The following is a 23,449-nucleotide window of genomic DNA, read 5'->3' as shown; positions in this document are numbered from 1 at the left end:
GCCTTCTACAGTGGACCCATGAGACGGACCTCGTTCAGCACCTGGCCCTGCTCGATCGCCCGCACCGCAGACATCCTGGGCGACGCCTGGACCCTCCTGGTGCTGCGCGAGGTCTTCTACGGCGAATCCCGCTTCGACGGCTTCATCGGCACCCTGGGCATCGCCCGCAACACCCTCACCGACCGGCTGCGGCGCCTGGAGGCCGAGGGCCTGCTGCGGCGGCACGTCTACCAGAGGGACCCGGTCCGCCACGAGTACCTGCCGACGGACAAGGGCCGCGACTTCTTCGGCGTCCTCGCCGCGATCAACGCCTGGGGCGACCGCTGGCTGGCCGGCGACGAGGGCGCCCCGGTGGTCCTGCACCACCGGCCGTGCGCCCACGACACCGAGGCCCGGGTCGTCTGCTCCGCCTGCGGCGAGTCCCTGCGGCAGCGGGACATGAGCGCCCGCACCGGCCCCGGCTACCCGCCCCGCCTCCTCGACGACCCGGTCGTACGGGAACGCTTCGCCCCGGGCAGAACGCTGGGCGAGACCCCGGCCGGCGAGGGCTGAGCGCTTCTACGGCCGTCGGCGCGGACCACGTCGTACGGCTGGGGTCGGCCTCTCACCGCACGTCCCGGCCCCCGGCGACGAGCGGCCGCAGCCCGGCGTGCAGCGAAGGCCCGGCCGCCAGGACCCCCTCGTCGAGCGGGGAGACGGTGCCACCGGCCTCGCTCACGATCAGCGCGCCCGCGGCCCAGTCCCACAGGGCGAGTTCGTCTTCGTAATACGCGTCGTACCGGCCGGCCGCGACCCAGCACAGCTCCAGTGCGGCGCTTCCCCCGCTGCGGATGTCACGGATCTCGGGCAGCAGGAACGGAAGGACGGCGGCCTGGCGGGCCCGCGCGTCGGCACGGTACGAGAAGCCGGTGGCCACCAGAGCCGTGGGGAGCTCCACGGGGTCGTTGACGGAAACGGGGCGGCCGCTCACCGCCGCACCACGACCGTGGACCGCCGTGTACATCTCGTCGCGGGCGACGTCGTACACGGCGCCCACCACGGTCCGCCAGCCGTCACCGTGCGCCTGCTGGCACGCGATGCTCACCGCGGACTGCGGTATGCCGTAGGAGTAGTTGACGGTGCCGTCCAGGGGATCGACCACCCAGCGCAGGCCGCTGCGCGAGACCCTGTCCGCGCCTTCCTCGCCGAGGAGGCCGTCCTGCGGACGCTCGGACGTGATGAGCGTGCTGATGGCCGATTCGCTGGCCAGGTCGGCGTCCGTCACCGGGTCGGTGGCGGACGACTTGCAGCCTGCCTGGGTGAAGGTGCGGCTCCGCCGGCTGAGTTCGCCGCCGCCCAGACGAGCCGCGCGCTCGGCGAGATCGAGCAGGGCCGGGGCGTGAGAAGTGAGCACCAAGGTACCTTCCGCTGTTCGAAGTCCGGTTTCAATCGACCAGGACGCGCATCCACCGACGGCTGAGCACCCTGTGTCCGCTGATGAGGAAGCGGGCCATCTCCTCGGTGTTGACCGCGAGGAACACCAGCGGGAAGGGGACTTCCCACACGAGCGCCGTCAGGGCGGTGAGCGGCACCGCCACCGCCCACTGGCAGAGGATGTCCGTTCGGAGGACGAACATCGTGTCGCCACCGGCGCGCAGCAGCCCGTTCTGGACGGTGATGTTCATCGCCCGGAATACGAAGACCAGCCCCAGCACCAGCACGGTGTCGCGGGCGACGTCGAGGGTCGCGGGTCCGACCCCCGCGTAGAGCACCGGTAGCCAGACGTACGCCGACAGCAGAGCCAGGCCGGTCACCGCGGCGATGCCCGCCGACCAGACCAGCAACGCCCTGCTCAGGTCCCAGGCCCGGTGCGGGTCCCGTTCTCCCAGGCTGCCGCCGACCATGACGCCGGCCGCCGTGGAGACACCGATGAAGACGGCGATCGCGAACGATTCCAGCGGGTTGACCATGGAGAGGACGGCCAGTTCCACGGTGCCCGCCCGACCCACCAGGATGCTGTACACCAGGATGCCCAGCGCCCAGGAGGTGGAGCTGACGGACACCGGCACTCCGACCCGTCCGATCTTCGCGGAGATGCCGTCCCGCACACCGTGAAGACAGTCCCGCACCCGGAAGGCCATGGCGTGGCGGGTCGCGTACACGTAGCCCGTGATCAGCAGCGCCTCCACACAGGTGCTGATCAGCGTCGCCCACCCGGCCCCGAGGGCGCCGTACGCGGGCAGCCCCAGGCGACCGTAGACGAGCCCGTACGCCAGGGTGAGGTGCACGGCTACGCCGACCAGCGCGCACACGGCCGCCACCCGGGCCTGGCCCGTGCACCGCAGCCCCGCCGCGAAGGACGAGATCACCGCGAAGGGCACGATCATCCCGATGACCGCCCTGACGTACTGCGAGCCCAGGTCGATCACCTGGGCGTCCTGCGTGGCGAGAGCGACCAGCGGCTCGGCCCAGACCAGGCAGACGACGAAGGCGACGGCTGCTGTGCCGAGGGTGACGGCCGTGGTCACGGCTGCCGCGCGCCGGGCCCTGACCGCGTCGCGGCCTCCCCAGAACTGCGCGATGATGACGCCACCGCCGTCGGCCATGCCCATGGTGGCGAGCATGACCACGAAGACGACGCGGCTGCCGTAGCCGATGGCGGCGATCTCCTCGGTACCGAGCCGGGCCACGAGGACGCTGTCGACCATCGTGCGGGACGTCGACATCAGGGCCTGCAGGGTCACCGGCACCGCCGTCGTCAGCAGCGCGGAGACGAACACCCGGTTCCGGGCCAGCCGCAGCGCGCTGCGGCCGGCGGTGGTGTGCCGGTCGGTCTCAGGCATGAAGATCCGGGGTGATCGGTCCGGCGATCGTGAAGTCCCGGAACCGGCCTCTGAATCCCGCCCGTTGCGGCGAGCACGCCATGACACCGACCCGACAGGTCGAGGGCATCGGCAGGTATCCCAGACGCAGCAGCTGCCAGTCACCGGCCGTGGTGCGGTACTCCACCCGCACCGCGCTGCCGTGCCGGGTCATTCGCAGCGTGACATCGCCGCCGACGCCAGGAGCAGCGACGACGGACCAGTCGGAGAAGTCCCGGGTGACCACGCAGCTGAGGTGGGGGACCCCGTCGGTGAACTCGACGCCGGTCTTGACCCAGACGTCCTCGCTCACTCTCAGCATCAGGCCCATCTGGTCGTAGAGGGTCTCGTACTGTCCGGAGAGTGTGACCTGCGCGGTGAAGTCCCCGGTCACCTCCCGGCCGAAGAAGTGTCCGTCGTCGCGGACGAAGTCGTAGAAGGTCTCCCTCCAGAAGTCCGTCCGGTCGCCGGTGATGACGACGAGCGTGCCGTCGTCCACGGACCAGAGCGGCGGCTCGTTCAGCCACTGCATTGTGTCGAACATGGCTACTCCCCTGCGGATCGAAGGCGCCGCCTGCGGATCAGGCGGCGGGAGCCGGCCCGTCGCCGGCGGGCCACACCAGGGATTCGGCCACCCGCTCGGCCTCCCCGAGCACGGTCTTGCGGTACTCCTCGGAGAGGCGCAGCACGGGCGGCAGCAGATGACAGACCTCGACACTCCGGTCGGCGAAGGGCAGGGCCAGTCCGGCGATCGGGAGCACCTCGGGGCGCGGGTGGGCGTCGAAACGGACTCCGGGGCAGACCGGGACGGTTGTCTGCCCACGCTCGACGACCGCCCCGACCACCAGGGTGCTCACCCCGTCCACCGTGCCGGCGACCACGGCAGGAGCACGGTCCGCGCCCACGGCGGACGTCAGTTCCCGCCGGAAGCCGACCGCCAGGCCGTTGGCCTCGAAGTCACCGAAGGCGGCGGCCAGTTCCACGTCGGGCCCCGGCCACTTGCGTACGAAACGGCGGTAGTTGAGCTTCTCGGTGTTCCGGTTGCCCGCGACGCTGCGCGTGTGCGGGAGGTGGATACCGTAGACGTCCTTCCCCATGACGAGCGGTGTGCCCGTGGCGGAGATGCGGTGTGCCCACTCGAGGTCCTCGACCCCGTAGCCGCGGAAGTCCTCGTCGAAGAAGAGGTCGTGCTCCCGGACCAGTGCCGTGGGCAGGGCGATCAGGGCGGTCCAGGCGAACGCCCATGGGATGACATGGTCGACGTGCATCCGCATGTCGATCCGGACCTCGTCGGCCGCGTCGAGTTCGGCCAGCCTCGCCCGGTAGTGCCCGAACGGCTTGACCTCGACGCTGTCCACGTCACTGTTGTTGTTGTCGTAGCCGATCATCTGGCCTATCACGCAGATCTTCTGCCCGTAGGCGAAATACCTGTCGTAAAGGTTGTCCAGGAACCGCGGCGGCAGAGCCATGTCCGCGTCCAGCTGGACCATGACCTGCCCGGAGGCCTGGCGCATGGCCAGGTTCCGGGCGTGCGCGATCTGCCACTCCCTGGCGGACAGCACGGAGACGACGGTGAGGCGGTCGGCGAATTCGTCGCAGAGGGCGATGTACTCCTTCGAGTACTCCATGGCGCCGACCAGCACCTCGAACTGCGTCTTGTCCATGGTCTGTTCGGCCAGGGATTCGAAGCAGAGCCGGATGTTGTCCAGGCGTTGCTTGTAGGGGATGACGACGCTGACCTTCATCTCGCTCATGCGGCGCTGCCCGTGGACGTGACGTCGAGGAGGACCTTGCAACTGGCCGAGCGGGTCGGTGCCGTCGACTTGTTCGCGATGTCGCATCCCAGCTCGGCGAAGCCGTCCTGGTAGTCGGCGAGCGGTACGACGTGGCTCACGAGGCGCTCGGCCGGGATCCGGCCGCTGGTGATGAGGTGGAAGGCCTCCAGGAAGGAGCCGTGCAGGCTGTCGATCGAGCCGATCACGGACAGGCTGCGGTCCGCGAGGTGCATGCCGTCGATCGTGAACCGCTTCTCCTTCAAGCCGACCGACATGAAGGTGCCGCCGCAGGCCATCATCGGGTACAGCTCCTCCAGGAGCCCCGAGGTGGTGTCGACCACGACGTCGAGCGGGGCCTCGGCATCGCCGAAGTGGCCGGCCCGCGCCGCGTCGAGGGAGCCGTAGGCACGGGCTCCCTGCGGAAGCCGGCCGTGGGCGAACGCCAGCCGCTCGGGCGACGTCTCGACCACCGCGGGCACCAGTCCCTTCAGGCTCAGCGCCCATGCGTAGAGCAGCCCCAGCGGGCCCGCGCCGAAGACATAGGTGTGCGCGGCCATGGTCGGAGGCTGGATCTTGCGGACGCCGGACAGCACGCAGCTCAGCGGCTCGGTCAGGGCCGCTGCCCGGAGGGACACGTGATCGGGCAGGACGTGGACGAACTCCGACGTGGTCAGGAAGCGCTCGGCGAAAGCGCCGTCGTAGCTGACCCCGCTCTCGGTGCCCATCTTGTTGGCGCAGTGGTTGATGCGCTGCGTCCGGCACATGCGGCACGTGCCGCAGTACGGCGTGGGATTGATGACCACCCGGTCGCCCACCTTGACGCCGGTGACGGCGGGCCCGCACTCGGCGACCACGCCCGTGGCCTCGTGTCCGAGGGTGACTCCGGGGACGGCGATCGGGTAGGACCCCGCGACGATGCCGAGGTCCGTGCCGCAGATGCCGCAGTACTTGATGTCGACGACGACGTCGTCGGGGCCGGTGGCGTGCAGGTCGGGTACCTCTTCGAGGGAGACGTTCCAGGCACCGTGGTACTTCAGAGCGCGCACGGGGTCACTCGCTTTCCAGTTGTTCGAGGGACTTTCGCAGGGTGCGGAGGACGTCGTGCACTTCGTCCTCCGAGACGGTGAGGGCGGGCCTGACCTTGATCGTTCGGCCGAACCCGTACCGGCTTCCGCGGACGAGCAGGCCGTTGTCCCGGGCGATCGCGATGAACCGCGACACGGCGGCGGACGAAGGCAGGTCGAAGCCGAGCATCAGGCCGAGGCCCTTGACCTCGCCGACGCAGGCGAAGTCCGCGGCGAGTTCGTCGAGCCCGTCCTTGAGGAGCTTGGACGCGAGGGCCACGTTGTCCAGGACGTCGTGGTCCCTGATGTACTTGACCGTGGCTTCCAGGGCGACCAGGGCCAGCGGGTTCGCCCCGGAGGTGGTGGAGTGCTCCCAGGGTTCGAGGACGTCCAGTTCCTTGCGCATCAGGACGCCGGCAACGGGAATTCCCACGCCGCCCGCTCCCTTGGCGAAGGTGATGATGTCCGGCCTGAGGTCCTTGGCGAACCCGGTGGAGGCGAAGAAAGTGCCGGTCCTGCCGAAGCCGGTCTGCACCTCGTCCGCGATGACGAGGATGCCGTGACGGTCGCAGATCTCCCGCAGCACGGAAAAGTACCCGGCCGGAGGTGTGATGTTGCCGCCGTTGCCGAGGACGGGCTCGACGATGAGGGCGGCCACCCGGCCGCTCGACGCGAATTCGACGAAGTCGTCCAGACGCCTCGCGCACAGCATCCCGCAACTGTCCGGTGTCTGCCGGTAGAAGCAGTTGGCGCAGTCGGGGGCGGGTATCTTCAGCGACCCGGCGAACGGCAGGGTGAAGCTCCGCTGCCGGAAGGCGTTTCCGGACATCCCGGTGGCCGTGATGCTCTGACCGTGGTGGGAGAGGAACAGCGAGACGACGTCCGTCCTGCCCGTCGCCTTCTGGGCGATGCGGACGGCGCATTCGTTGGCGGTCGACCCGATGAGGTCCCGGAACCAGTAGCTCTCGATGTGATCGGGCAGGTACGGGCGCAGCAGCCCGAAGATCTCGCGGGACTTGGGTCTGGTCAGTTCGGATGAAAGGTGGGCGCACCGGTCCAGCTGGGCGTGGAGTGCGTCGGTCACCTCGGGGAGGGCGTATCCCAGGGAGAGGTTGAAGGTCCCCGACGCGCAGTCGAGGTACTTCCTGCCGTCGATGTAGAGGTGAACGCCTCTGCCCACATGGGACTCCAGCGGGACGAGTGCTGTTTCTGCAGTCGATGTCACGGCGTCCTCCGAACTTCTGGGCGATACCGGCCGGCGGCCGGGTGTCTGGGGAACTGCGAGCCGTCGGGTACCAGGGCTCGGCGCCGGCCGGACGGAGCGGCCGGCCCCGGTTCACAGCGTCACGGTCTCCCGCGGGCCGTGGAGGGGCCCGGAGAGTCCGCTGAGCGGAAGGCCGCTGCCGCCCCTGCGCACCGCGACCAGTTCCGCGGCGACGGAGACGGCGATCTCCTCGGGAGTTCGTCCGCCGAGGTGCAGGCCGACAGGGGAGCGGAGCCGGGCGAGGGCCGCCTCGTCCACGCCCTCCCCGCGCAGGTGGGTCACGCGTTCCTCATGGGTGCGGCGCGATCCCATCGCACCCACGTAGGCGACGGGCATGCGCAGCGCCACCGACAGCAGCGGGATGTCGAACTTCGGGTCGTGGGTCAGCACGCACAGTGCGGTGCGCCCGTCCACCTCGGTCCGCGCGAGGTAGGTGTGCGGCCATTCCACGACGATGTCGTCCGCCTCGGGGAAGCGGGCCGCGGTGGCGAACGCCGGTCGTGCGTCGCACACCGTGACCCGGTAACCCAGGAAGGCACCGATGCGCACCACCGCGGCAGCGATGTCCGTCGCGCCGAACACGATGAGCCGCGGTGCGGGCACCGAGGTCTCGACGAACAGCCGGCCGGCGGCACGGCTGTCGGTGTCCGCGCCCAGCAGGCGGGTGCGGCCGGCGGAGAGCAGTGCGGCGGCCTCTTCGGCGACGGCGCCCTCCCGGGTCGGCGTGCCGCCGAGCGAGCCGTGGTACGACCCGTCGGGGCGCACCGCGAGGAGGCCGCCGCCCGACGCGCCCGGCGCGGGATCCGTGGCACGGACCAGCGCCACGGGGTCACCCGCGTCGACGGCGTCCAATGCCGTGTCCAGAACGTGCGCCTGCCGCCCCCCGGTCATCGGTGTGACCAGCACGTCGATCGAGCCACCGCAGGTGAGGCCGACCTCGAAGGCGTCGGCGGCGCTGTAGCCGAAGCGAGCCGTGGTGCCGGTGTCGTCCGCCAGGGCCTGTCGGCACAGGTCGTAGACCGCGGCCTCCACGCAGCCTCCTGACACGGAGCCGATCACCTGCCCGTCCCGGTCCACGGCGAGGGCCGCTCCGGGCTCCCGGGGCGCGCTGCCCTGCGTCGCGATGACGGTCGCCACGGCGAAGTCCCGTCCCTCCGCACGCCATCGGCGCAGCTCGGCGGCGAGTGTCAGCATGCCGTGCTCCTCGTCCGCGGTGCCGGCGTCACGAAGCGCTCACCGGCCCGGCCGTGGCGAGGAGTTCGGAACCGCTGTGGGCGACGACGCGGCGCAGCGGACGACGGGTGCCCGCGGCGGGCGCCTGCGCGTGGCGTGCCGTCAGGGAGCGGTAGAGCTCCGCGTAGTGGTCGGCGGTCCGGTTCCACGACCAGTCCTGGTTCATCACCCGCAGCCGGGCCGCGGCGAAAGCGTCGGGCCACTCGGTCCGCCAGGCGAGGGCCTCGCACACGGTGTCCCGGACGCTGTCCACCGTGTGGCGTGGGATGAACATGCCCGTGCCGTGCTCGGGGTCGGTACGCAGGTCCACGACGGTGTCGCGCAACCCGCCCACCGGGCTCACGAGGGGAAGGGTGCCGTAGCGGTAGGAGATGAGCTGGTTGAGCCCGCAGGGCTCGGTCCGCGACGGCATGATCGTGAAGTCGGAACCGGCGTAGACCAGCCAGGCCGCGTCCTGGTCGAACCCGGGCAGGTGCGCGACGTTCCCGGGGGACTGCTCGATCATCCGGGCCAGCGCCGGCCGCAGTTCGGCCGTGGCCGGGCCGACCAGGGCCAGTTGTGCCAGGCCGGCCCGGGTCAGCGGGGCGAGGGCCGCCAGCAGGAGGTCCGTCCCCTTCGCGTGCACCAGACGTGAACACACCCCGATCACCGGGATGTCCGCGTCGGGCTCGAGACCCAGCCGGCGTTGGAGTGCCTCTTTGTTACGCGCCTTGCCGGTGTGGACGTCGACCGTTCCGTACGGCACGGTGGAGCGGCCCTCGGCGGCCGGGTCCCACACCCGCAGGTCGACGCCGAACACGATGCCTCGTGTGCGCGCCTGTGCCAGCGCGGCGCCCACCGGGGTGCCGCTGAACTCGTGGGTCATCTCACGTGCGTAGCCGGGGCTGCACGTCGCGACGGAGTCCGCGGACAGCAGACCGAGCAGCAGCAGGCTCGGATCGTCGGCGCCGAACCGGTCCAGGAGCCGCACCGCGTACTCGGGAAGCGCGAGCCGGTCCGGCGCGGTCCCCCTCAGGCTGCCCTGGTACATGCCGTTGTGCACGGTCAGCAGGATGGGCAGGTCCCGGTCCTGGGCCCGCAGCGCGGCGAGGGCGGCACCCGACTGCCAGTCGTTGCCGTGGACGAGGTCGTAGCCGCGCCCGTCCCGCCGGACCCATGCGGCCACGCAGGCGCCGAAGAAGGCGGCGCGCTCGCCCTCGTCGGTGAAGGGCACGTAGTCGTCGTCGCAGTAGATGCCGTTCCGCGCGTACCAGGCATCGCACCGCACGAGGTAGACGGGGCAGGGAGCGCCCGGGTCGAGCAGCCGTACCACCGAAGCCGCCGCCCGCCGGCCCGCGACCTCCATTTCCGGCAGCCGGCACACCACCTCGGTGCGCAGGCCGTGCCGTTCCACCAGCCACGGGTAGTAGGGCAGTACGAGATCGTGCTCGACGCCGTGCCGGGCGTGCAGCGCCGTGGGGAGGGCGTTGCTGGTCAGGGCGAGTCCGCCTTCGGCGAAGAGAGGGGCGTACTCCTGAGTGATGAACAGACACTTCACGGCATTCACCTGCCTTCCTGCTCGGAACGGGACGGGATCCATCGGACGCTCGCCGCCACGGCGAGCAGCACCGGCACCGCGGCGACGAGGAACACGGAGCCGTAGCCGGAGGGGGACGAGGTGCCGCCCGGGGCAACCGACGCGACACCGGTGAGCACGGCCAGGCCGGTGGCGCTGCCGATCTTCTGAGAGGTCGTCAGCACACCGGAGGCAGCACCCGAGTCGCGCTCGTCCGGGCCGCTGGTGCCGCACACGGTGAAGGTGACGAAGACGAGGCCGCCGCCGAAACCGATGAGGCACTCGGGACCGAGCACCTGCGTCCAGTAGGCGTCTCCGGAGACCTGGGAGAGCCAGAGGAGGCCCAATGCGAACAGGGTGAGGCCGGTGACGGCGACGGCGCGCTGACCGTGCCGGCCCAGGAGCCGGCCGGCCAGGCTCGAGGCCACGGTGATCGAAACGACGATCGGCAGGATGGCGATGCCGGCGGCGAACGGCGAGTAGGCGAGCGTCTGCTGGATGTAGAGGCTGAGGAAGAAGATGACCGGACCGATCGCCATGTTGATCAGGGCGGCCACGGCGTTGGCGCCGCGCACGGCGGAGTGCCGCAGGATGCGCAGCGGGAACAGCGGGTCAGGGCTGCGCTGCTGACGGAGCACGAAGAGGCACAGCAGAACCAGGGCGAGCGCGCCGAAGCCGAGGGTGCGCGGGCTGAACGCCCCGGCGGCGTCCGCACCGAGAAGCGTGTACACCAGGAGCGTCATGCCGGTGCAGCCGGTGAGCGCGCTCACCAGGTCGATGCGGGCCGGCCGCGTGCCGGGCCTGTCGCGGGGCAGCAGGCGCCCCGCGCACAGGGCGGCGCCCGCCGCGAGCGGAACGTTGACGAGGAAGGTCGACTCCCAGCCCAGCGTGTCCGTCAGGAGGCCGCCGAGGAAGTAACCGGCGGATCCTCCGGTGGCGGCGACGGCGCCCAGAGTGCCGAGGGCCTTGTTGCGCCGGGCCCGCTCGGCGGGCGTGCCGTTGGGGAAGATCTGCACGAGCAGCGAGAGTGCGGCCGGTGAGATGACCGCGGCGGCGAGCCCCTGCGCACCGCGAGCGACGACGACCAGCTCCGGGACGGTGGCGAGGCCTCCGAGCAGCGAGGCGAGGGCGAACAGCACCAGCCCGCCGGTGAACATCCGGCGGCGCCCGAGGATGTCCCCCAGCCGGCCACCGAGCAGCAGGAAGCCGCCGAACGCCAGGACATAGGCGTTGACCACCCAGGACAGCTCGGAGAGCCCCACGCCCAGCGAGTTCTTGATGGTGGGCAGGGCGACCTCCACGATCGCCGAGTCCAGGTTGAGCATGAAGTGGCTGCTCACCAGCAGCGCCAGGGCCGCCGCGGGGTTCGTGGCACGGCCGGCCGACGGTCTTGGAGCCCAGGGCGGGCTGAAGCGGTTCTCTGTCAGTGACACGTGGTTCCTCGCGAATAGGCGCGGCAGGGCGACGACGGACAGGAAGGGGCAGGCGAACCCGTCGGCGGGCGAGCGGGAAAGGGAGGAAGAGCGCCGGGGCGGGCGACCCCGGCGCGGTGGCCCGCGCCACGGGGGAGGCCGGAGGGGATCGTCCGCCAACCGGGAGCCTCATCAAACAGAACGTTTGTTTTTTTCGCAAGACCGGTGATCGCCGGACTGAGAAGGCCCGGGTGAGCGGTGGCTGGCCAAGGACCCGCGCATCGCCGATCCTGTGCGCTCCATGGAACGATCGTCACTGCTGAAGGACGTCCTGCCGCCGGGCGCGGTGGGAACGGAATCATTCGGCGACGCCGGGCACACGCTGCTCTTCCCCCAGGAGGAGGCAGCCGTGGCGAACTCCGTGTCCAGCAGACGAAGGGAGTTCGCCACCACACGCGACTGCGCCCACCGCGCGCTGGCCCGACTGGGGCTGCCGCCGGAGCCCGTGCTCAACGACGAACTCCGGGCACCTGTCTGGCCGTCCGGAGTGATCGGCAGCCTCACGCACTGCCCCGGCTACCGGGCGGCCGCGGTCGCCCACGCCCGGCCCCTCGCCGTCCTCGGCATCGACGCCGAGCCCCACCGGCCGCTGCCGCCCCGCGTGCTCCCGGAGGTGACGCTCGCCGCCGAGCGCAGGAGACTGCGGCTGCTGAGGCGGGCCTCGCCCCGGATCTGCTGGGACCGGGTGCTGTTCAGCGCCAAGGAGTCCGTCTACAAGGCGTGGTTCCCGGTGACGCGCTCGTGGCTCGGCTTTCCGGACGCCGAGGTCACGCTGTACCGGGACGGCACGTTCACCGCGGACATCCTCCTCACCCCGGCCCCGGACGGGGCCCCGAGAAGTTTCGCGGGGCACTGGCGCGTGGGCCACGGACTGGTGGTCACCGCAGTGACCCGGCGCCGCGCCTCCGGTGCCGGCCAACTGCGGCCCGGCCGCGGTTGAACACCCCTGCTCACGACGTTCCTTGTCGGACGGTCCGGCGCCCGGCTACGGTCACCGGCCGTTGACCACCCCTCTTCCGATGAGACTCCCGAAAGGGGCATGCACCGATGGCCGAGCCCGGTCCCGGTACGTCCTCGGTCTGGCGCAACCGGGACTTCCGTCTGCTGCTCAGCGGGCAGGTCGTCTCCTTCGTCGGCGACCAGGCCCAGTTCTTCGCCCTCCCCCTCGTCGTCCTGGCCGTCTCGGGCTCCGCGACCCAGGCCGGTGTGGTCACCAGTCTGGGCACCGCGTCGTTCCTGCTGTTCGGTCTGGTCGGCGGGGCGCTGGCCGATCGCTGGCCGCGCAAGGCCACCATGATCTGGTGCGAGTCCGGGCGCGCCGTGCTCATCGGGACGGTGGCCCTCGCGCTGGCCCTCGACCGGCTCACGCTGCCCCACCTCTACCTGGTCGCCGCGCTCAACGGCGTGCTCAGCACCCTGTTCCTGTCGGCGAACAGCGCCGCCCTGCCCAATGTCGTCGACAGGAGCCAGCTGTCGACCGCGCTCGGCTACACGGAGACGGTCAACAACACCGTCCGCATCTTCGGGGCCGTCGCGGCGGGAGCGATGTACTCCCTCAGCCGGGTCCTGCCGTTCGCCCTGAACGCGGTGTCCTTCCTGGTGTCCGCGGCGAGCCTGCGGCTCATCCGGCGCGACTTCCAGCAGGAGCGGCGCACCGGGAAGCCGCCCCGGTTGACCGCGGAGATCCGCCTGGGACTGACCTGGCTGTGGCATCAGCCGGTGATCCGGTTCCTGACCCTGACGAGCGCCGCCGACAACCTCCGGTACGGGGCGGGCTATCTGGTGATCGTCATCCTCGCCCAGCAGCTCGGGGCCTCCTCCGTGGAGATCGGGTTGATCTTCAGCGGTGCCGCAGTCGGTGCTCTGCTCGGCGCGCTCGTGTCGGACCGCATCGTCAAGCGCTACCCGCTCGGGAAGATCGCGGTGACGATGCTCTGGGTGGAGGCCCTGGGCTTCCCGCTGTACGCGGTCGCCCCCAACCCCACGGCACTGGGCGTCGTCGCGGCGGTCGAGTCCCTGGTGGCGCCCGTGTACGCGGTGGCCATGTCGACCTACCGGATGGCCATCACCCCGGACGAGCTGCGCGGCCGGGTCAGCAGCGCCAAGTCCACGCTGACCACGGGCGCCCTGTCCCTGGGAACGCTGCTCAGCGGCATGCTCATCACCGCACTCGGCGCCGACCGGGTCGTCCTCCTGCTCTCGGCGTGGATGGTGGTCCTGGCGGTCCTCACCTCGGCCAACAAAGCCGTGCGCACGGCACCGCTGGCCGCGCTCGCCAAGCCCGCCGACCCCCCGGTCCGCACGGGCAGCTGACCCACCGGACGCCGACTGGAGCTGCGTGCCATGACCGGCCACCCCTTGCTGACCCCCCTCACCGACCCCGACCCCCGACGCGGCATCAGGTTCTATGACGGACGCGGCGGCTGGGACTTCCATCCCTACCCCGCACTGGCGGGGGCCGCGTTCGCCCTGTCCGACCGGCTGCGGGAGGAGGGAGTGGTTCCCGGGGACGTCGTCGTCGTGGCCACCGGTTCGGCACCCGAGTTCGTGGCGGCCGTCCTTGCTGCGACGGCCGTCGGCGCCGCCTTCAGCCCGTACGCTCCCCCGGCCCTGTTCGAGGACCGGCAGGACCACCGGCGCCGTACCGAGCGGATGTTCGCGGCCGTGCGGCCGTCCGTCGTGGTCACGCGCCCGGAGTGGGCCGACGCGTTCCGGGCGGCGGACACCTTCGGGCACCGGCCGGGGGTACTCGCGGTCACCATGGGGGAGTTGGCCGCGGCCCCGGGCGGACGCCAGGTGACACGCCCCTCCGCGGACCGGGCCCTCGTACAGTTCACCTCCGGGTCGTCCGGCCCGGCCAAGGCCGTGGCGGTGTCGGCCGGGGCCCTGGCCGCGAACCTCCGGGGCATCCGCCGCTGGCTGGGGATGGGAGCGGAGGACGCCACGGCGTCCTGGTTGCCGTTCCACCACGACATGGGGCTGATCGGTTGCCTGCTGACCCCGGTGTCGAGTTGTGGCGACCTGTGGGTCATGCGCCCCGAGGACTTCCTGCGCTCCCCCGCCGAGTGGCTGCGCTGCTTCGGCACACGGGGCGCCAGGCTCACCGCGTCCCCCGCCTTCGGGCTCCGGCACGTCACCCGGCGGGTGTCTCAAGAGGCGCTCGACGGCATGGACTTCGCCGCGTGGCGGGCCGTCATCGTGGGCGCCGAACGCATCGCGCCACAGGTGCTGACGGAGTTCGCCGCCCTGCTCGCCCCCCACGGCTTCGCGTCCAGGGCGCTGCTGCCCGCGTACGGTCTCGCGGAGGCGACGCTCGCCGTCACCGGATCGCCGCTCGCCGAGGAACCGCGCAGGCTGCTCGCCGACCGTGACTCGCTGACCGTCGGCCACCGGATCCGGGCGGCCGGCGACGCAGACCGCGCGGTACCCCTCGTCTCGTGCGGCCGCCCCGTGGTGACCGGCGGCAGGGTAGTGATCACCGACCGGCTCGGCCGACCGCTGCCCGAGGAACACGTCGGCGAGATCGTGGTGTCCGGTCCATCGGTGGCCGACGGATACACCGACGGCGGTCGGGACCAACCCGGGCGCGGTGGCTTCAGCGGACGCCAGTTCCGCACCGGCGACTCGGGTTTTCTGCACGACGGCGACCTCTACGTGGTCGGACGCCTCGGTGACAGCATCAAGTGCCGGGGAACCACGGTGTTCGCTGAGGACCTGGAGGCGTGCCTGGCGGAACTGCCGTCGCTGCGGACGGCCGGTGCCGCCGTCCTGCTGGGCACGGACCGCGGCGTGGACACCGCGGTGGCGGTCGTCGAGCGCCGCCCCGGGCCGTGGGTCACGGAGCTGACGGAGCTGCTGCGGCGCCGGGCACCCGGCGTCCAGGTGGTCGTGGTGACCGGCCCGCGCGGCACCGTGCTGCGCACCTCCAGCGCGAAACCGCGGCGCCGGGCGATGTGGGAGGCCCACCTCGCCGGCCGGCTGGGCACGGTGTGCGCACCCGCCCCCTGCGATGCACCGGCCACAGCCGCCCCACCCCGGACGCCCGTACCGGCGAGCCGGGTCCCCTGACGCACGACCGCACCGCCCCACTCACGAAGGGACCACCGATGGCAGACGACAGCGTTCCCCGCCGGTACCACGTGGTGATCAACGCACAGCAGCAGTACGCCCTGTGGCCTGCGGGACGCACCGTTCCCGACGGCTGGGCGCGGGAGGGCACCTCCGGGACCCAGGAGGAGTGCCTGCGCCGGGTGGAGGAGGTGTGGCACGACATCCGCCCGCTCGACCTGCGCCTGCTGCCCACCGCACCGGCCGCCACCATCGCCACCGCCAGCACCGCCGCCACCACCGCCAGCACCACCACCGCCACCGCCACCGCCACCGCCACCGCCACCGCCACCGCCGACGATCCGCTCACTGCCCGGGGATGACGCGATGAACGACATGACCGACCTCGTCCGTACGACCGGGACCGCCGTCGAGCGCAGCGCGCCCGCCTCCCTCGGCCAGCGGCTGCTGGGACTCATGGAGCACTACCGAGGGCCGGAGTCACCGCTCGCCGTACCGGTCTTCTACCGCGTCAAGGGGGCCCTCGACCGGGCCGCCCTGCAGGCCGCGCTCGACGCCCTCGTGGTCCGGCACGAGGCCCTGCGCACCACATACCGCACGGAGCGCCGGCGCCTGACGCAGCAGGTGTGCGAGCCCCGTCCGGTGCCCCTGGAGACCCGTCGGCTCGGCGACGAACCCGAAGCCCTCGAACGGGCCATGCGCGAGCTGGTGCGCACCCCGTTCGACCTCGGGGTGTCCCCGGTGCGCGCGGCGTTGCTGGAGGTGGCACCCGAGGAGTCGGTGCTGATGCTCAACATCCACCACCTCTCCACCGACGGCTGGTCCGGCGGCGTCCTGGCCGGTGACCTCGGCCGCTTCTACCGGCCCGGGCACTCGGGCGACGTGGCCCCCGGCGAACCGCCGGCGATGCAGTACCTGGACTTCAGCGAATGGCAGCGCACGCGGTTCGAATCCGGCGCGCTCGCGGCACAGCAGGAGTTCTGGCGGACCCGGCTGGCCGGGGCCAGACCTCCCGCGTTGCAGGGAGGGCCCGGAGGGCGCGCCGACGGTCCCCAGCTGCCCGGCACCCACACCTTCGAGCTGCCGCAGGAGGCGGTCGACGCCCTGGCGCAGCTCTGCGGGTCCCGGCGCCTGACGACCTTCGTCGCGGGGCTCGCGGTCTTCGCCTCCGTGCTGCACTCCTACACGGGCGACACCGACGTGGCCGTCGCCTCGATGTTCGCCAACCGCATCCGCCCCGAACTCGTGGAGACCGTCGGGTTCCTGACGAACCTGCTCGTGCTCCGGCTGACCATGCCCGAGCGGCCGACGTTCGAGGACGTCCTGGAGGCCGGCCGGGACATCGTGTACGACGCGCTGGGTAACCAGGAGATCCCCTACCACCTGGTACCGCAGGCGCAGGGTGAGCGCGGCCCGGGCCTGGAGAACATCCTGTTCCAGGTGATGGCCGGTCCCGAGTACGCGCTGTCCCTCGACGGTCTTCAGGTGAGCCAGGTCGGACCGCCCAGCGGGGGCGGCACCCGCTTCGACCTGGAGTTCGCCCTCATTCCCACCCGTACGGGCACCCAGGGCATCGTGTGGTACGACCGGCGCAGGTTCGAGACGGCGTGGGTGCACCGGCTCGTCGACGACTTCGCCCGGATGACGGTACGCGTGGCCGAGGCCCCCGACCGGCCGGTGAGCGACCTCGGGCAGCCGTGAGCGCGCCGCCGGACGGGGACGCGCGGCTCCGCGTCGACGTCCCTGTCAGCGCGGTGCTCAGCTGGGAGTACGACACACCCCCCACCCGGCTGTCCCACCTGTACGAATCGGCCAAGCTCGCCCAGTGGAACGCGTCGACCGACATCGACTGGTCCGTCCCGGTTCCGTTCGGCGCCCCGCTCCCGGAGGGCTCCGCCCATGCCCTGGGCACCTTCACGTCCTCACCGCTGGCCAAGCGGGGCAGGGCCGGCTGGGACGCGTTCCGCTGGGAGGTGCAGGCGTGGATGGTCTGCCAGTTCCTGCACGGCGAGCAGGCCGCGCTGGTGTCGTGCGCCCGGCTGGCCGAGACGCTGCCCGATGTGGAGGCGAAACTGTGCGCCATCAGCCAGGCCGGGGACGAGGCCCGACATGTGGAGGCGTTCTCACGGTACGTGCGGGAGCACGTACCGCAGCCCTACCCGGTGACGATGGCGCTGCGGTCGCTGTTCACGGACGCCCTGGTGGCCCACGAGTGGGACTACACGGCACTGGCGGTCCAGTGCCTGGTGGAGCCGGTGGCACTGGCCGGCTTCCGGATGGCCGAAGTCACGTTCCACGACGACCTGATCAAGCAGCTGATGGTCAAGGTCGCCCGGGACGAGGCCCGTCACGTGTCCTTCGGCGTCCTGATGCTGAACAAGGTCCTGCCGGAGCTGACGTCCGCGGAAAGAGCGGACCGCGAGGAGTTCGTCCTGGAGTCGGTGGCGCTGCTGCGCCGGCGGTTCCTGCTGGCCGACGTGTGGGAACGGCTCGGGGTGAACGCCCGTGACGGGGCCCGGTTCGCACTGGAGGACCCCGGACTGGCGGCCTACCGGCGGTCGTTGTTCTCCCGGGTGGTCCCGCTGCTGGCGCAGGTCGGATTGCTGACGTCCGCAGTCGTGGACGGGTTGCAGCGGCTCGACCTGCTGGACCGTGCGGCGCTCCGCACCGTCGAGCGGGTGCGGCGGCACGGGGACCACCCCACCCGCTGAGGCCGGCACCGCGCCGCCGCCCGGTGTCAGCCGTGGTTCCGGTCGATGGCCTCGGCCACTTCGACGGGACTGTCGAGGAGCAGGTTGTGCCCCCCGGGCACCACGTCCAGGCGGAACCCCGCCGAGGTCCACCGCTCCCAGGACCGGATGTCCTCGACCGGCACCGCGTGTTCCCGCGTGCCCAGCAGCGCCAGGACGGGCACATCGATGACCTCCGGGTCGTGGTGGTGGCATTCGATGGCCCGGTAGTCGGCGCGCAGGGCGGGTTCGACGAGGGACAACAGCTCCGCGTTGCCGACGAGTTCGTCGGGGAGGTAGCCGTCCGCCCTGACCCGGGCGAGGAACTCCTCCCTCGGCCACTTCCAGACGTCGCCGACCGGCACGCGGTCCGGGGACTCCTGCGCGGAGACGACCAGCCCGCTCAGGCGGGCGGCGGGCAGCCGCCGGGCCACCTCGTAGGCGATGATGGCGCCGGCGCAGTGGCCGTAGAGGTGGATGTCCCGGTCACCGGCGTGCCGGCCGATGTTCTCCGCGAGCCCGGAGGCGAGCCGGTCCAGGTCGGTGAGGGGCTCCTCCTGGGTGCGGGACTCGCGGCCGGGCAACCGGACACCCACGGCGAGCCACCGGTCCGGCAGGGAGCGGCACATCCGCTTGACCGCCGCGACTCCCGCACCGGCGTGCGGAATGGCGTAGAGCACTCTGTGCGCATCGGGACTTCCTGATATCTCGACAAGCTCTCGGGCGCTGGACATGCAAGCCATATTAAATATGCCGGACATTGTTGTCCGCCCGCGTTCAATGTGCCGCTTTCCTCGACGGACGAGCGACGGCAATCATCTTCCTGTCCGCCCGTCACAGCTCCTGCACAGGAGGTCGAGAATGCCTGCGGAGAAACTCGAAGTACTGCTGGTTCAGCAAGGCGTCTGGGACATGCCGCTGGAATCCATGCCACTGGCGTCGGGATATCTCAAGGCGATGATCTTGGACGACGCCGAACTGCGCGAGAAAACATCGGTGGAGATCTGCAATTTCCGCGGCAAAGTGACTCACGCGGAAATGGCCCAGCGCATGTTCGACGGCCCGGTCCCCGACGTGCTCGCCTTCTCGGTGCTCGGCTGGAACGTGCGGGCGTTCGGCGCGCTCGCCGCGACCTTCAAGCAGCTCAACCCCGACGGCTGGGTGGTCTTCGGCGGCACTCACGCCTCCGGCCAGGCCGAGCGGCTCTTCCGCCTCCACCCGGATGTCGACGTCATCGTCAACGGCGAAGGCGAGCTGACCTTCCGCGAACTGGTGCGTGCCAGAGTGCGGGGGGTCCCCCGCACCCGCCTCGGCTCCATCCAGGGGATCTCGTGGCGGCGCGCGGACGGCGCCACGATCACCAACGACGAACGCCCCCGCATCGACGATCTGGACATCATTCCGTCACCGTTCCTCACCGGCGCCATCGAACTTCTCGACGACGAGGGGAATTTCCGTTACGACGTCGCCCTCGTGGAGACGAACCGTGGCTGCCCCTACAAATGCGCGTTCTGCTATTGGGGCGGAGCCGTCGGCCAACGGGTGCGCGCATTCTCCCGGGACCGGCTGAAAGCTGAACTGGAGCTGTTCGCGCAACTCGGGGTGCACACCATTGTGGCCTGCGACGCGAACTTCGGCATGCTTCCCATCGACCGGGAGTTCGTCGACGACCTCATGGAGATCAAGGAGAAGTACGGTTTTCCGCGGGCTTTCGAGACGTCCTGGGCGAAGAACAAGTCGAAGGTCTTCTACGACATCGTTAAGCGAATGAAGGAGAGCGGACTGCGCAGCTCCTTCACCCTGGCGCTGCAGTCGCTGAGCGCGGATGCCCTCACCTCCATGAAACGCCGCAACATGAAGGTGAACGACTGGCGGGACCTCGTGGAGTGGCTCAACAAGGAGGGCCTCGAATGCTACGCGGAGCTGATCTGGGGGGCGCCCGGCGAGACGGTCGAGTCGTTCCTCAGCGGCTATGACGAACTCGCTCAGCACGTCTCGCGCATCGCGGTGTACCCGATCATGCTGCTGCCGAACACCGACTACGCCGAGAACAAGGAGGTACACGGGATCATCGCGCTGCGCGGGAACGACGACGACTTCGAGTACGTGCTGGCGCACCGCACGATGTCGTTCGAGGACAACGCCCGTATGCAGCGATTCCTGTTCTGGGCGCGGGTCATCGCGGAGAACGCGGTGCTGCGGCACTCCTGGACGCCCTTGCGGGTGCTGGCGGGATGGCGGCAGTCACAGGTGCTGAACAGCCTCGCCGACTGGGTGGAGACCACCTCGTCGCCCGACGCCGCTCCGCTGCGCGAGGCCGCAAGCCGGGCGGAGGGCGGTGGCGCACCGGCGTACGCCACCGCCATCGGTTACCTGTTCACCGAGGCCGCCGGCCGGCGTGCGCTGGAACAGTGGTGGCGGGAGGCGGTGCGGCCCGGGCTCCCCCCGGAACACCGGGCCTTCCTCGACGAGGTGTTCCGCTACGACCTGCTCACCCAGCCGGTCTGCGACGACTCGTTGCCGGTGGTCGAGGAGGCCGGGTGCTCCTACGCGGTCCGCGAAGGGGTGGTCCTGACCCACAACGTGCCGGCGGCGCTCGCGCTGCTCCGGGCCGATGAGCAGGCCGACCTGACGCCCGACCCCACACCGGTCGACTTCTACTACCGCACCGGCGCCCTGAACGCCGTGCTCTCCACCAACCACGAGGAGATCGTGCACTTCATGGGGGAACCACGGCCGGCCGGTGCCTCCTTCGACCTGTCACCGGTCGCCTGACCGAACGGCACCCGCGCCGAAAGGGCCGCCCGCAGCCGAGACTGCCGGGCGGCCCTCGTGGCGTTCAGGACCGAGTGGTCAACCGGCCCCGGTCGACCTTGCCGGTCGCCGTCAGCGGCAGGGCGTCCACCGCGGTGATCCGCCTCGGCACCATGTAGACGGGCAGCAGCGCGGTGAGGAACCGCCGGACCTCGTCCACGGAGGGCGGGTCCTCACGTGCCGGTACGTAGAACGCCTGCAGGTCCTTGCCGCCGGGCACGTCCACCGGGACCACGGCGGCCGCGCGGACGCCCGGGCAGCCGGCCAGCGCGCTGTGCACTTCACCGAGCTCGATGCGGTAGCCACGCACCTTGATCTGGTCGTCGAGCCGGCCGAGGAACTGCATGACGCCCTCCTCCAGCCAGCGGGCCCGGTCGCCGGTGCGATACATGCGGGTACCGGGCGCGGACGCCCAGGGGTCCGGGAGGAACTTGTGGGCGGTGAGCGCCGGGCTTCCGGCGTAGCCGACGGCGACGCACTCCCCCGCGATGTACAGGTCGCCCGGTGTCCCCACGGGACACGGCCGCAACTGCTCGTCCAGCACGTAGTAGCGGGCGTTCGCCATGGGCCTGCCGTACGGGATGCTCGGCCATTCCCGGTCCACCTCCGCGACGGGATGGTGGTTGGACCACACAGTGCACTCCGTGGCCCCGCCGAGCGCCACCACCTGCGCCCCGGGGAACGCTTCGCGCACCTCGTCCGGCAGGGCGAGCGGAATCCAGTCACCGCTCAGCAGCACCAGCCTCAATCCGTCACGACCGCGGGCTTCGCGCAGCCCCAGGTACGGCGTGAGCATCGACAGAGCGGCGGGCGCGGAGTCCCAGAGGGTGATCGGCTCAGCCTCGAGGATGTCCACCAGGATCTCGGGCTCGGCGATCTCGTCCTGGGTGGCGACGCGCACGGAGCCGCCCGCGGCGAGCACCCCGAACATGTCGTACACCGACAAGTCGAAGCAGAAAGACGTCACGAAGAGCACCCGGTCCTCGGGGCCCACCCGGTAGGTGCCGTTGAGCCACTCCACGAGATTGACGACCGAGCGGTGCTGGACGAGGACGCCCTTCGGTACGCCGGTGGAGCCCGAGGTGAAGATGGCATAGGCGAGATCGTCCGCGGTGACCGCGTCCGGCAGGGGGGACGCGGGGCGGGCCGAGACGTCCGCCGCCGTCCACACCCGGCAGGTGCGCTCGTCCGGAGCGGTCGGGGCCGCCACCCGGATCAACGCATCGTAGCGATGGGCCAGTTCACCGGTGAAGGAACCCTCGTCCCGCCGTAGCACCTCCACCTGCGCGACGCCGGGCAGCACCTCGGGCAGCCGGCGCAGCAGTGCCTCCGGTATCCGCAGCCCGGCGTGGGACTCGGCCTCGGGATCGATCAGATCCGCCAGCAGGATCGTGCCGCCGGGGCGGAGCAGGCCGGTCAGCGAGGCCAGGGTGTGCAGCAGGTAGTCCATGTCCGGCAGGAACTGGACCGTGCTGGCCAGTAGCACCAGGTCGAACGGCCCTCGGACGGCCGTGTGCACCTCATGGGCATAGGCCCGGCACCCCTCGACGTCGAATCCGCCGGCGGCCGCGGCCTCCAGGTTGCGGCGCACCGCGACGCCCGACGGGTCGGTGGCGACGTAGCGCCGCGCCGTCGGAGCGAGGGCCTCCGTGATGAGACCGGAACCGCATCCGACCTCCAGGATGTCCGCTCCGGGGCCGGTCACCCGGCCGGCCAGAGACGCCACGTGCTGTGCATAGCGATCGACGTCGGCGGCGGTGTAAGGGCGATCGGTGCGGCGCAGATTGAAGCCCGCGGCCTCCAGCGGGTCCGGCTCACCGGACAGGAAGTCGAAGAACTCCTCGACCACCTCCGGATCGAGCACGTCCGCCCAGGTCGTCTCGGACTTCAGGTCCGGGCAGACGACCTCGGTCACCGACGGCGCCTCCCAGCGCAGCTCCTGGATGGTGCGCAGGTGCGCCGCATCGGTGAGGACGCACCGCACGCCGAGGTCGCGCAGCAGCCGCACGACACGTTTGCGCGGCCAGGCGGGATCGATCGGCACGTAGGCCGCCCCGGACTTCAGCACGCCCAGCAGCGAGACGACGGCGTGCGGGGTCCGGTCCTGGTACAGCGCCACGAAGCAGCCGCGGCCCACACCCCGGTCGTGCAGCAGACGGGCGATGCGGTCGCTGTGGGCGTCGAGCTCGGCATGGTCGGTCACCGCGCCGTCGCTCGCCACCAGTGCCGGACGCCGTGGGTGCCGGGTGGCCGCCTCGCGCAGCAGCTGTGTGACGGTCGCGGTGCTCCGGAACTCCTGCGCGGTGGCGTTCCAGGCGGGCGGCGGGAGCCGCTCGTCCGACGAGGTCATCGGGCTTCTCCTCCGTTGGCGGCCAGGACGGCTTCGACGGCGGCGGACAGATCGGAGACGGTGGGGTGGTCGAAGAACAGGCGCAGTGGGAGCCGTTGTCCCACGGCCTTGCCGAGGTCGGCCATGATGCGGGCCACCAGCAGCGAATGGCCGCCCGCGTCGAAGAAGTCCTCGTCGTCGGTGAATGCCTCGTGCTCCAGCGCGGCGGCCCAGGCCGCACGCACCTCCTTGCGCAGGTCGGTGCCGGTCGGGGACGGGTTATGGATGCTGCCCGGGGACATGGAT

20 protein-coding genes are annotated in these 23,449 nt (G+C 71.1%); 8 read left to right on the top strand and 12 right to left on the bottom strand.

Translation table 11 applies throughout. The annotated features are described in order from the left end of the window. Window positions 1-18 precede the first annotated feature (18 nt). Window positions 19-552 (top strand): winged helix-turn-helix transcriptional regulator, encoded by a 534-nt coding sequence (locus ACZ7EG_RS11705; protein ID WP_471075741.1) that lies wholly within the window; start codon window positions 19-21, stop codon window positions 550-552. A gap of 52 nt (window positions 553-604) precedes the next feature. Here the strand turns inward: ACZ7EG_RS11705 and ACZ7EG_RS11700 are convergent, their stop codons facing one another. The 9 genes from ACZ7EG_RS11700 to ACZ7EG_RS11660 all read right to left on the bottom strand — a co-directional run bounded on the left by ACZ7EG_RS11700 (window position 605) and on the right by ACZ7EG_RS11660 (window position 11,164). Continuing rightward, entirely contained in the window at window positions 605-1,393 is a 789-nt protein-coding gene (locus ACZ7EG_RS11700) for an inositol monophosphatase family protein (RefSeq protein ID WP_471075738.1), read from the bottom strand. Between the two features lie 31 nt (window positions 1,394-1,424). Then, window positions 1,425-2,822, bottom strand: a complete 1,398-nt coding sequence (locus ACZ7EG_RS11695) for an MATE family efflux transporter (RefSeq protein ID WP_471075735.1) — start codon at window positions 2,820-2,822, stop codon at window positions 1,425-1,427. Beyond that, window positions 2,815-3,384, bottom strand: a complete 570-nt coding sequence (locus ACZ7EG_RS11690; protein WP_471075732.1) for a DUF1349 domain-containing protein — start codon at window positions 3,382-3,384, stop codon at window positions 2,815-2,817. The genes ACZ7EG_RS11695 and ACZ7EG_RS11690 overlap by 8 nt, the downstream gene beginning before the upstream one ends. Before the next feature lie 37 nt (window positions 3,385-3,421). Then, window positions 3,422-4,594: a glycosyltransferase family 2 protein gene (locus tag ACZ7EG_RS11685; RefSeq protein WP_471075729.1), complete on the bottom strand. Its 1,173-nt coding sequence runs from the start codon at window positions 4,592-4,594 to the stop codon at window positions 3,422-3,424. Then, window positions 4,591-5,661, bottom strand: coding sequence for a zinc-dependent alcohol dehydrogenase (locus tag ACZ7EG_RS11680; RefSeq protein WP_471075726.1), 1,071 nt, complete (start codon window positions 5,659-5,661; stop codon window positions 4,591-4,593). Before ACZ7EG_RS11680 ends, ACZ7EG_RS11685 begins: the two co-directional genes overlap by 4 nt. A 4-nt stretch (window positions 5,662-5,665) precedes the next feature. Beyond that, the gene (locus tag ACZ7EG_RS11675) at window positions 5,666-6,904 is read right to left on the bottom strand and encodes an aspartate aminotransferase family protein (protein ID WP_471075723.1); all 1,239 of its coding nucleotides are present in this window, start codon (window positions 6,902-6,904) and stop codon (window positions 5,666-5,668) included. Between the two features lie 111 nt (window positions 6,905-7,015). Further along, window positions 7,016-8,137, bottom strand: a complete 1,122-nt coding sequence (locus tag ACZ7EG_RS11670; protein ID WP_471075720.1) for an XdhC family protein — start codon at window positions 8,135-8,137, stop codon at window positions 7,016-7,018. 28 nt (window positions 8,138-8,165) lie between these two features. After that, a complete protein-coding gene (locus ACZ7EG_RS11665) occupies window positions 8,166-9,722 on the bottom strand; it encodes a glycogen synthase (protein WP_471075717.1) in 1,557 nt (518 codons plus the stop codon). After that, entirely contained in the window at window positions 9,719-11,164 is a 1,446-nt protein-coding gene (locus ACZ7EG_RS11660) for an MFS transporter (protein WP_471075714.1), read from the bottom strand. Before ACZ7EG_RS11660 ends, ACZ7EG_RS11665 begins: the two co-directional genes overlap by 4 nt. A 280-nt stretch (window positions 11,165-11,444) precedes the next feature. On the opposite strand from ACZ7EG_RS11660, the gene ACZ7EG_RS11655 reads away from it, so the two are divergent. The 6 genes from ACZ7EG_RS11655 (at window position 11,445) to ACZ7EG_RS11630 (ending at window position 17,982) form a co-directional block, all read left to right on the top strand. Then, window positions 11,445-12,143, top strand: a complete 699-nt coding sequence (locus tag ACZ7EG_RS11655; protein WP_471075711.1) for a 4'-phosphopantetheinyl transferase family protein — start codon at window positions 11,445-11,447, stop codon at window positions 12,141-12,143. A 107-nt stretch (window positions 12,144-12,250) separates the two neighbouring features. Further along, window positions 12,251-13,516, top strand: a complete 1,266-nt coding sequence (locus ACZ7EG_RS11650; protein WP_471075708.1) for an MFS transporter — start codon at window positions 12,251-12,253, stop codon at window positions 13,514-13,516. A 30-nt stretch (window positions 13,517-13,546) separates the two neighbouring features. Then, on the top strand, window positions 13,547-15,271 hold the full coding sequence (locus ACZ7EG_RS11645; RefSeq protein WP_471075705.1) for an AMP-binding protein: 1,725 nt from the start codon (window positions 13,547-13,549) through the stop codon (window positions 15,269-15,271). 38 nt (window positions 15,272-15,309) lie between these two features. Continuing rightward, window positions 15,310-15,633, top strand: coding sequence for an MbtH family protein (locus ACZ7EG_RS11640; protein WP_471075702.1), 324 nt, complete (start codon window positions 15,310-15,312; stop codon window positions 15,631-15,633). A 4-nt stretch (window positions 15,634-15,637) separates the two neighbouring features. Then, the gene (locus ACZ7EG_RS11635; protein WP_471075699.1) at window positions 15,638-16,972 is read left to right on the top strand and encodes a condensation domain-containing protein; all 1,335 of its coding nucleotides are present in this window, start codon (window positions 15,638-15,640) and stop codon (window positions 16,970-16,972) included. Next, the gene (locus tag ACZ7EG_RS11630) at window positions 16,969-17,982 is read left to right on the top strand and encodes a ferritin-like domain-containing protein (protein ID WP_471075696.1); all 1,014 of its coding nucleotides are present in this window, start codon (window positions 16,969-16,971) and stop codon (window positions 17,980-17,982) included. The genes ACZ7EG_RS11635 and ACZ7EG_RS11630 overlap by 4 nt, the downstream gene beginning before the upstream one ends. A gap of 26 nt (window positions 17,983-18,008) precedes the next feature. On the opposite strand, the gene ACZ7EG_RS11625 is transcribed toward ACZ7EG_RS11630, so the two are convergent. Next, window positions 18,009-18,734: a thioesterase II family protein gene (locus tag ACZ7EG_RS11625; protein WP_471075693.1), complete on the bottom strand. Its 726-nt coding sequence runs from the start codon at window positions 18,732-18,734 to the stop codon at window positions 18,009-18,011. Between the two features lie 127 nt (window positions 18,735-18,861). Between ACZ7EG_RS11625 and ACZ7EG_RS11620 the strand changes: the two genes are divergently transcribed. Further along, a complete protein-coding gene (locus tag ACZ7EG_RS11620) occupies window positions 18,862-20,775 on the top strand; it encodes a KedN5 family methylcobalamin-dependent radical SAM C-methyltransferase (protein WP_471075690.1) in 1,914 nt (637 codons plus the stop codon). Between the two features lie 64 nt (window positions 20,776-20,839). Here ACZ7EG_RS11620 and ACZ7EG_RS11615 read toward each other — a convergent pair whose 3' ends face one another. Beyond that, a complete protein-coding gene (locus ACZ7EG_RS11615; RefSeq protein WP_471075687.1) occupies window positions 20,840-23,164 on the bottom strand; it encodes an amino acid adenylation domain-containing protein in 2,325 nt (774 codons plus the stop codon). Beyond that, window positions 23,161-23,445 carry an acyl carrier protein gene (locus ACZ7EG_RS11610; RefSeq protein WP_471075684.1) on the bottom strand — a complete coding sequence of 95 codons (285 nt, stop codon included), beginning with the start codon at window positions 23,443-23,445 and terminating at the stop codon, window positions 23,161-23,163. Before ACZ7EG_RS11610 ends, ACZ7EG_RS11615 begins: the two co-directional genes overlap by 4 nt. Between the last annotated feature and the right edge of the window lie 4 nt (window positions 23,446-23,449).

It is taken from the genome of Streptomyces sp. NPDC037100 (assembly GCF_055606225.1).
Note: the sequence above shows the minus strand (reverse complement) of the source record. Positions and strands in the feature narration are given on the sequence as shown.

What these genes read in the sequence shown, in the direction of transcription:
- ACZ7EG_RS11705 (WP_471075741.1), top strand. Translation starts at nt 19, where the DNA reads ATGAGACGGACCTCGTTCAGCACCTGGCCCTGCTCGATCGCCCGCACC.
- ACZ7EG_RS11695 (WP_471075735.1), bottom strand. Translation starts at nt 2,822, where the DNA reads ATGCCTGAGACCGACCGGCACACCACCGCCGGCCGCAGCGCGCTGCGG.
- ACZ7EG_RS11690 (WP_471075732.1), bottom strand. Translation starts at nt 3,384, where the DNA reads ATGTTCGACACAATGCAGTGGCTGAACGAGCCGCCGCTCTGGTCCGTG.
- ACZ7EG_RS11685 (WP_471075729.1), bottom strand. Translation starts at nt 4,594, where the DNA reads ATGAGCGAGATGAAGGTCAGCGTCGTCATCCCCTACAAGCAACGCCTG.
- ACZ7EG_RS11670 (WP_471075720.1), bottom strand. Translation starts at nt 8,137, where the DNA reads ATGCTGACACTCGCCGCCGAGCTGCGCCGATGGCGTGCGGAGGGACGG.
- ACZ7EG_RS11655 (WP_471075711.1), top strand. Translation starts at nt 11,445, where the DNA reads ATGGAACGATCGTCACTGCTGAAGGACGTCCTGCCGCCGGGCGCGGTG.
- ACZ7EG_RS11650 (WP_471075708.1), top strand. Translation starts at nt 12,251, where the DNA reads ATGGCCGAGCCCGGTCCCGGTACGTCCTCGGTCTGGCGCAACCGGGAC.
- ACZ7EG_RS11645 (WP_471075705.1), top strand. Translation starts at nt 13,547, where the DNA reads ATGACCGGCCACCCCTTGCTGACCCCCCTCACCGACCCCGACCCCCGA.
- ACZ7EG_RS11640 (WP_471075702.1), top strand. Translation starts at nt 15,310, where the DNA reads ATGGCAGACGACAGCGTTCCCCGCCGGTACCACGTGGTGATCAACGCA.
- ACZ7EG_RS11635 (WP_471075699.1), top strand. Translation starts at nt 15,638, where the DNA reads ATGAACGACATGACCGACCTCGTCCGTACGACCGGGACCGCCGTCGAG.
- ACZ7EG_RS11625 (WP_471075693.1), bottom strand. Translation starts at nt 18,734, where the DNA reads ATGTCCAGCGCCCGAGAGCTTGTCGAGATATCAGGAAGTCCCGATGCG.
- ACZ7EG_RS11620 (WP_471075690.1), top strand. Translation starts at nt 18,862, where the DNA reads ATGCCTGCGGAGAAACTCGAAGTACTGCTGGTTCAGCAAGGCGTCTGG.
- ACZ7EG_RS11615 (WP_471075687.1), bottom strand. Translation starts at nt 23,164, where the DNA reads ATGACCTCGTCGGACGAGCGGCTCCCGCCGCCCGCCTGGAACGCCACC.
- ACZ7EG_RS11610 (WP_471075684.1), bottom strand. Translation starts at nt 23,445, where the DNA reads ATGTCCCCGGGCAGCATCCATAACCCGTCCCCGACCGGCACCGACCTG.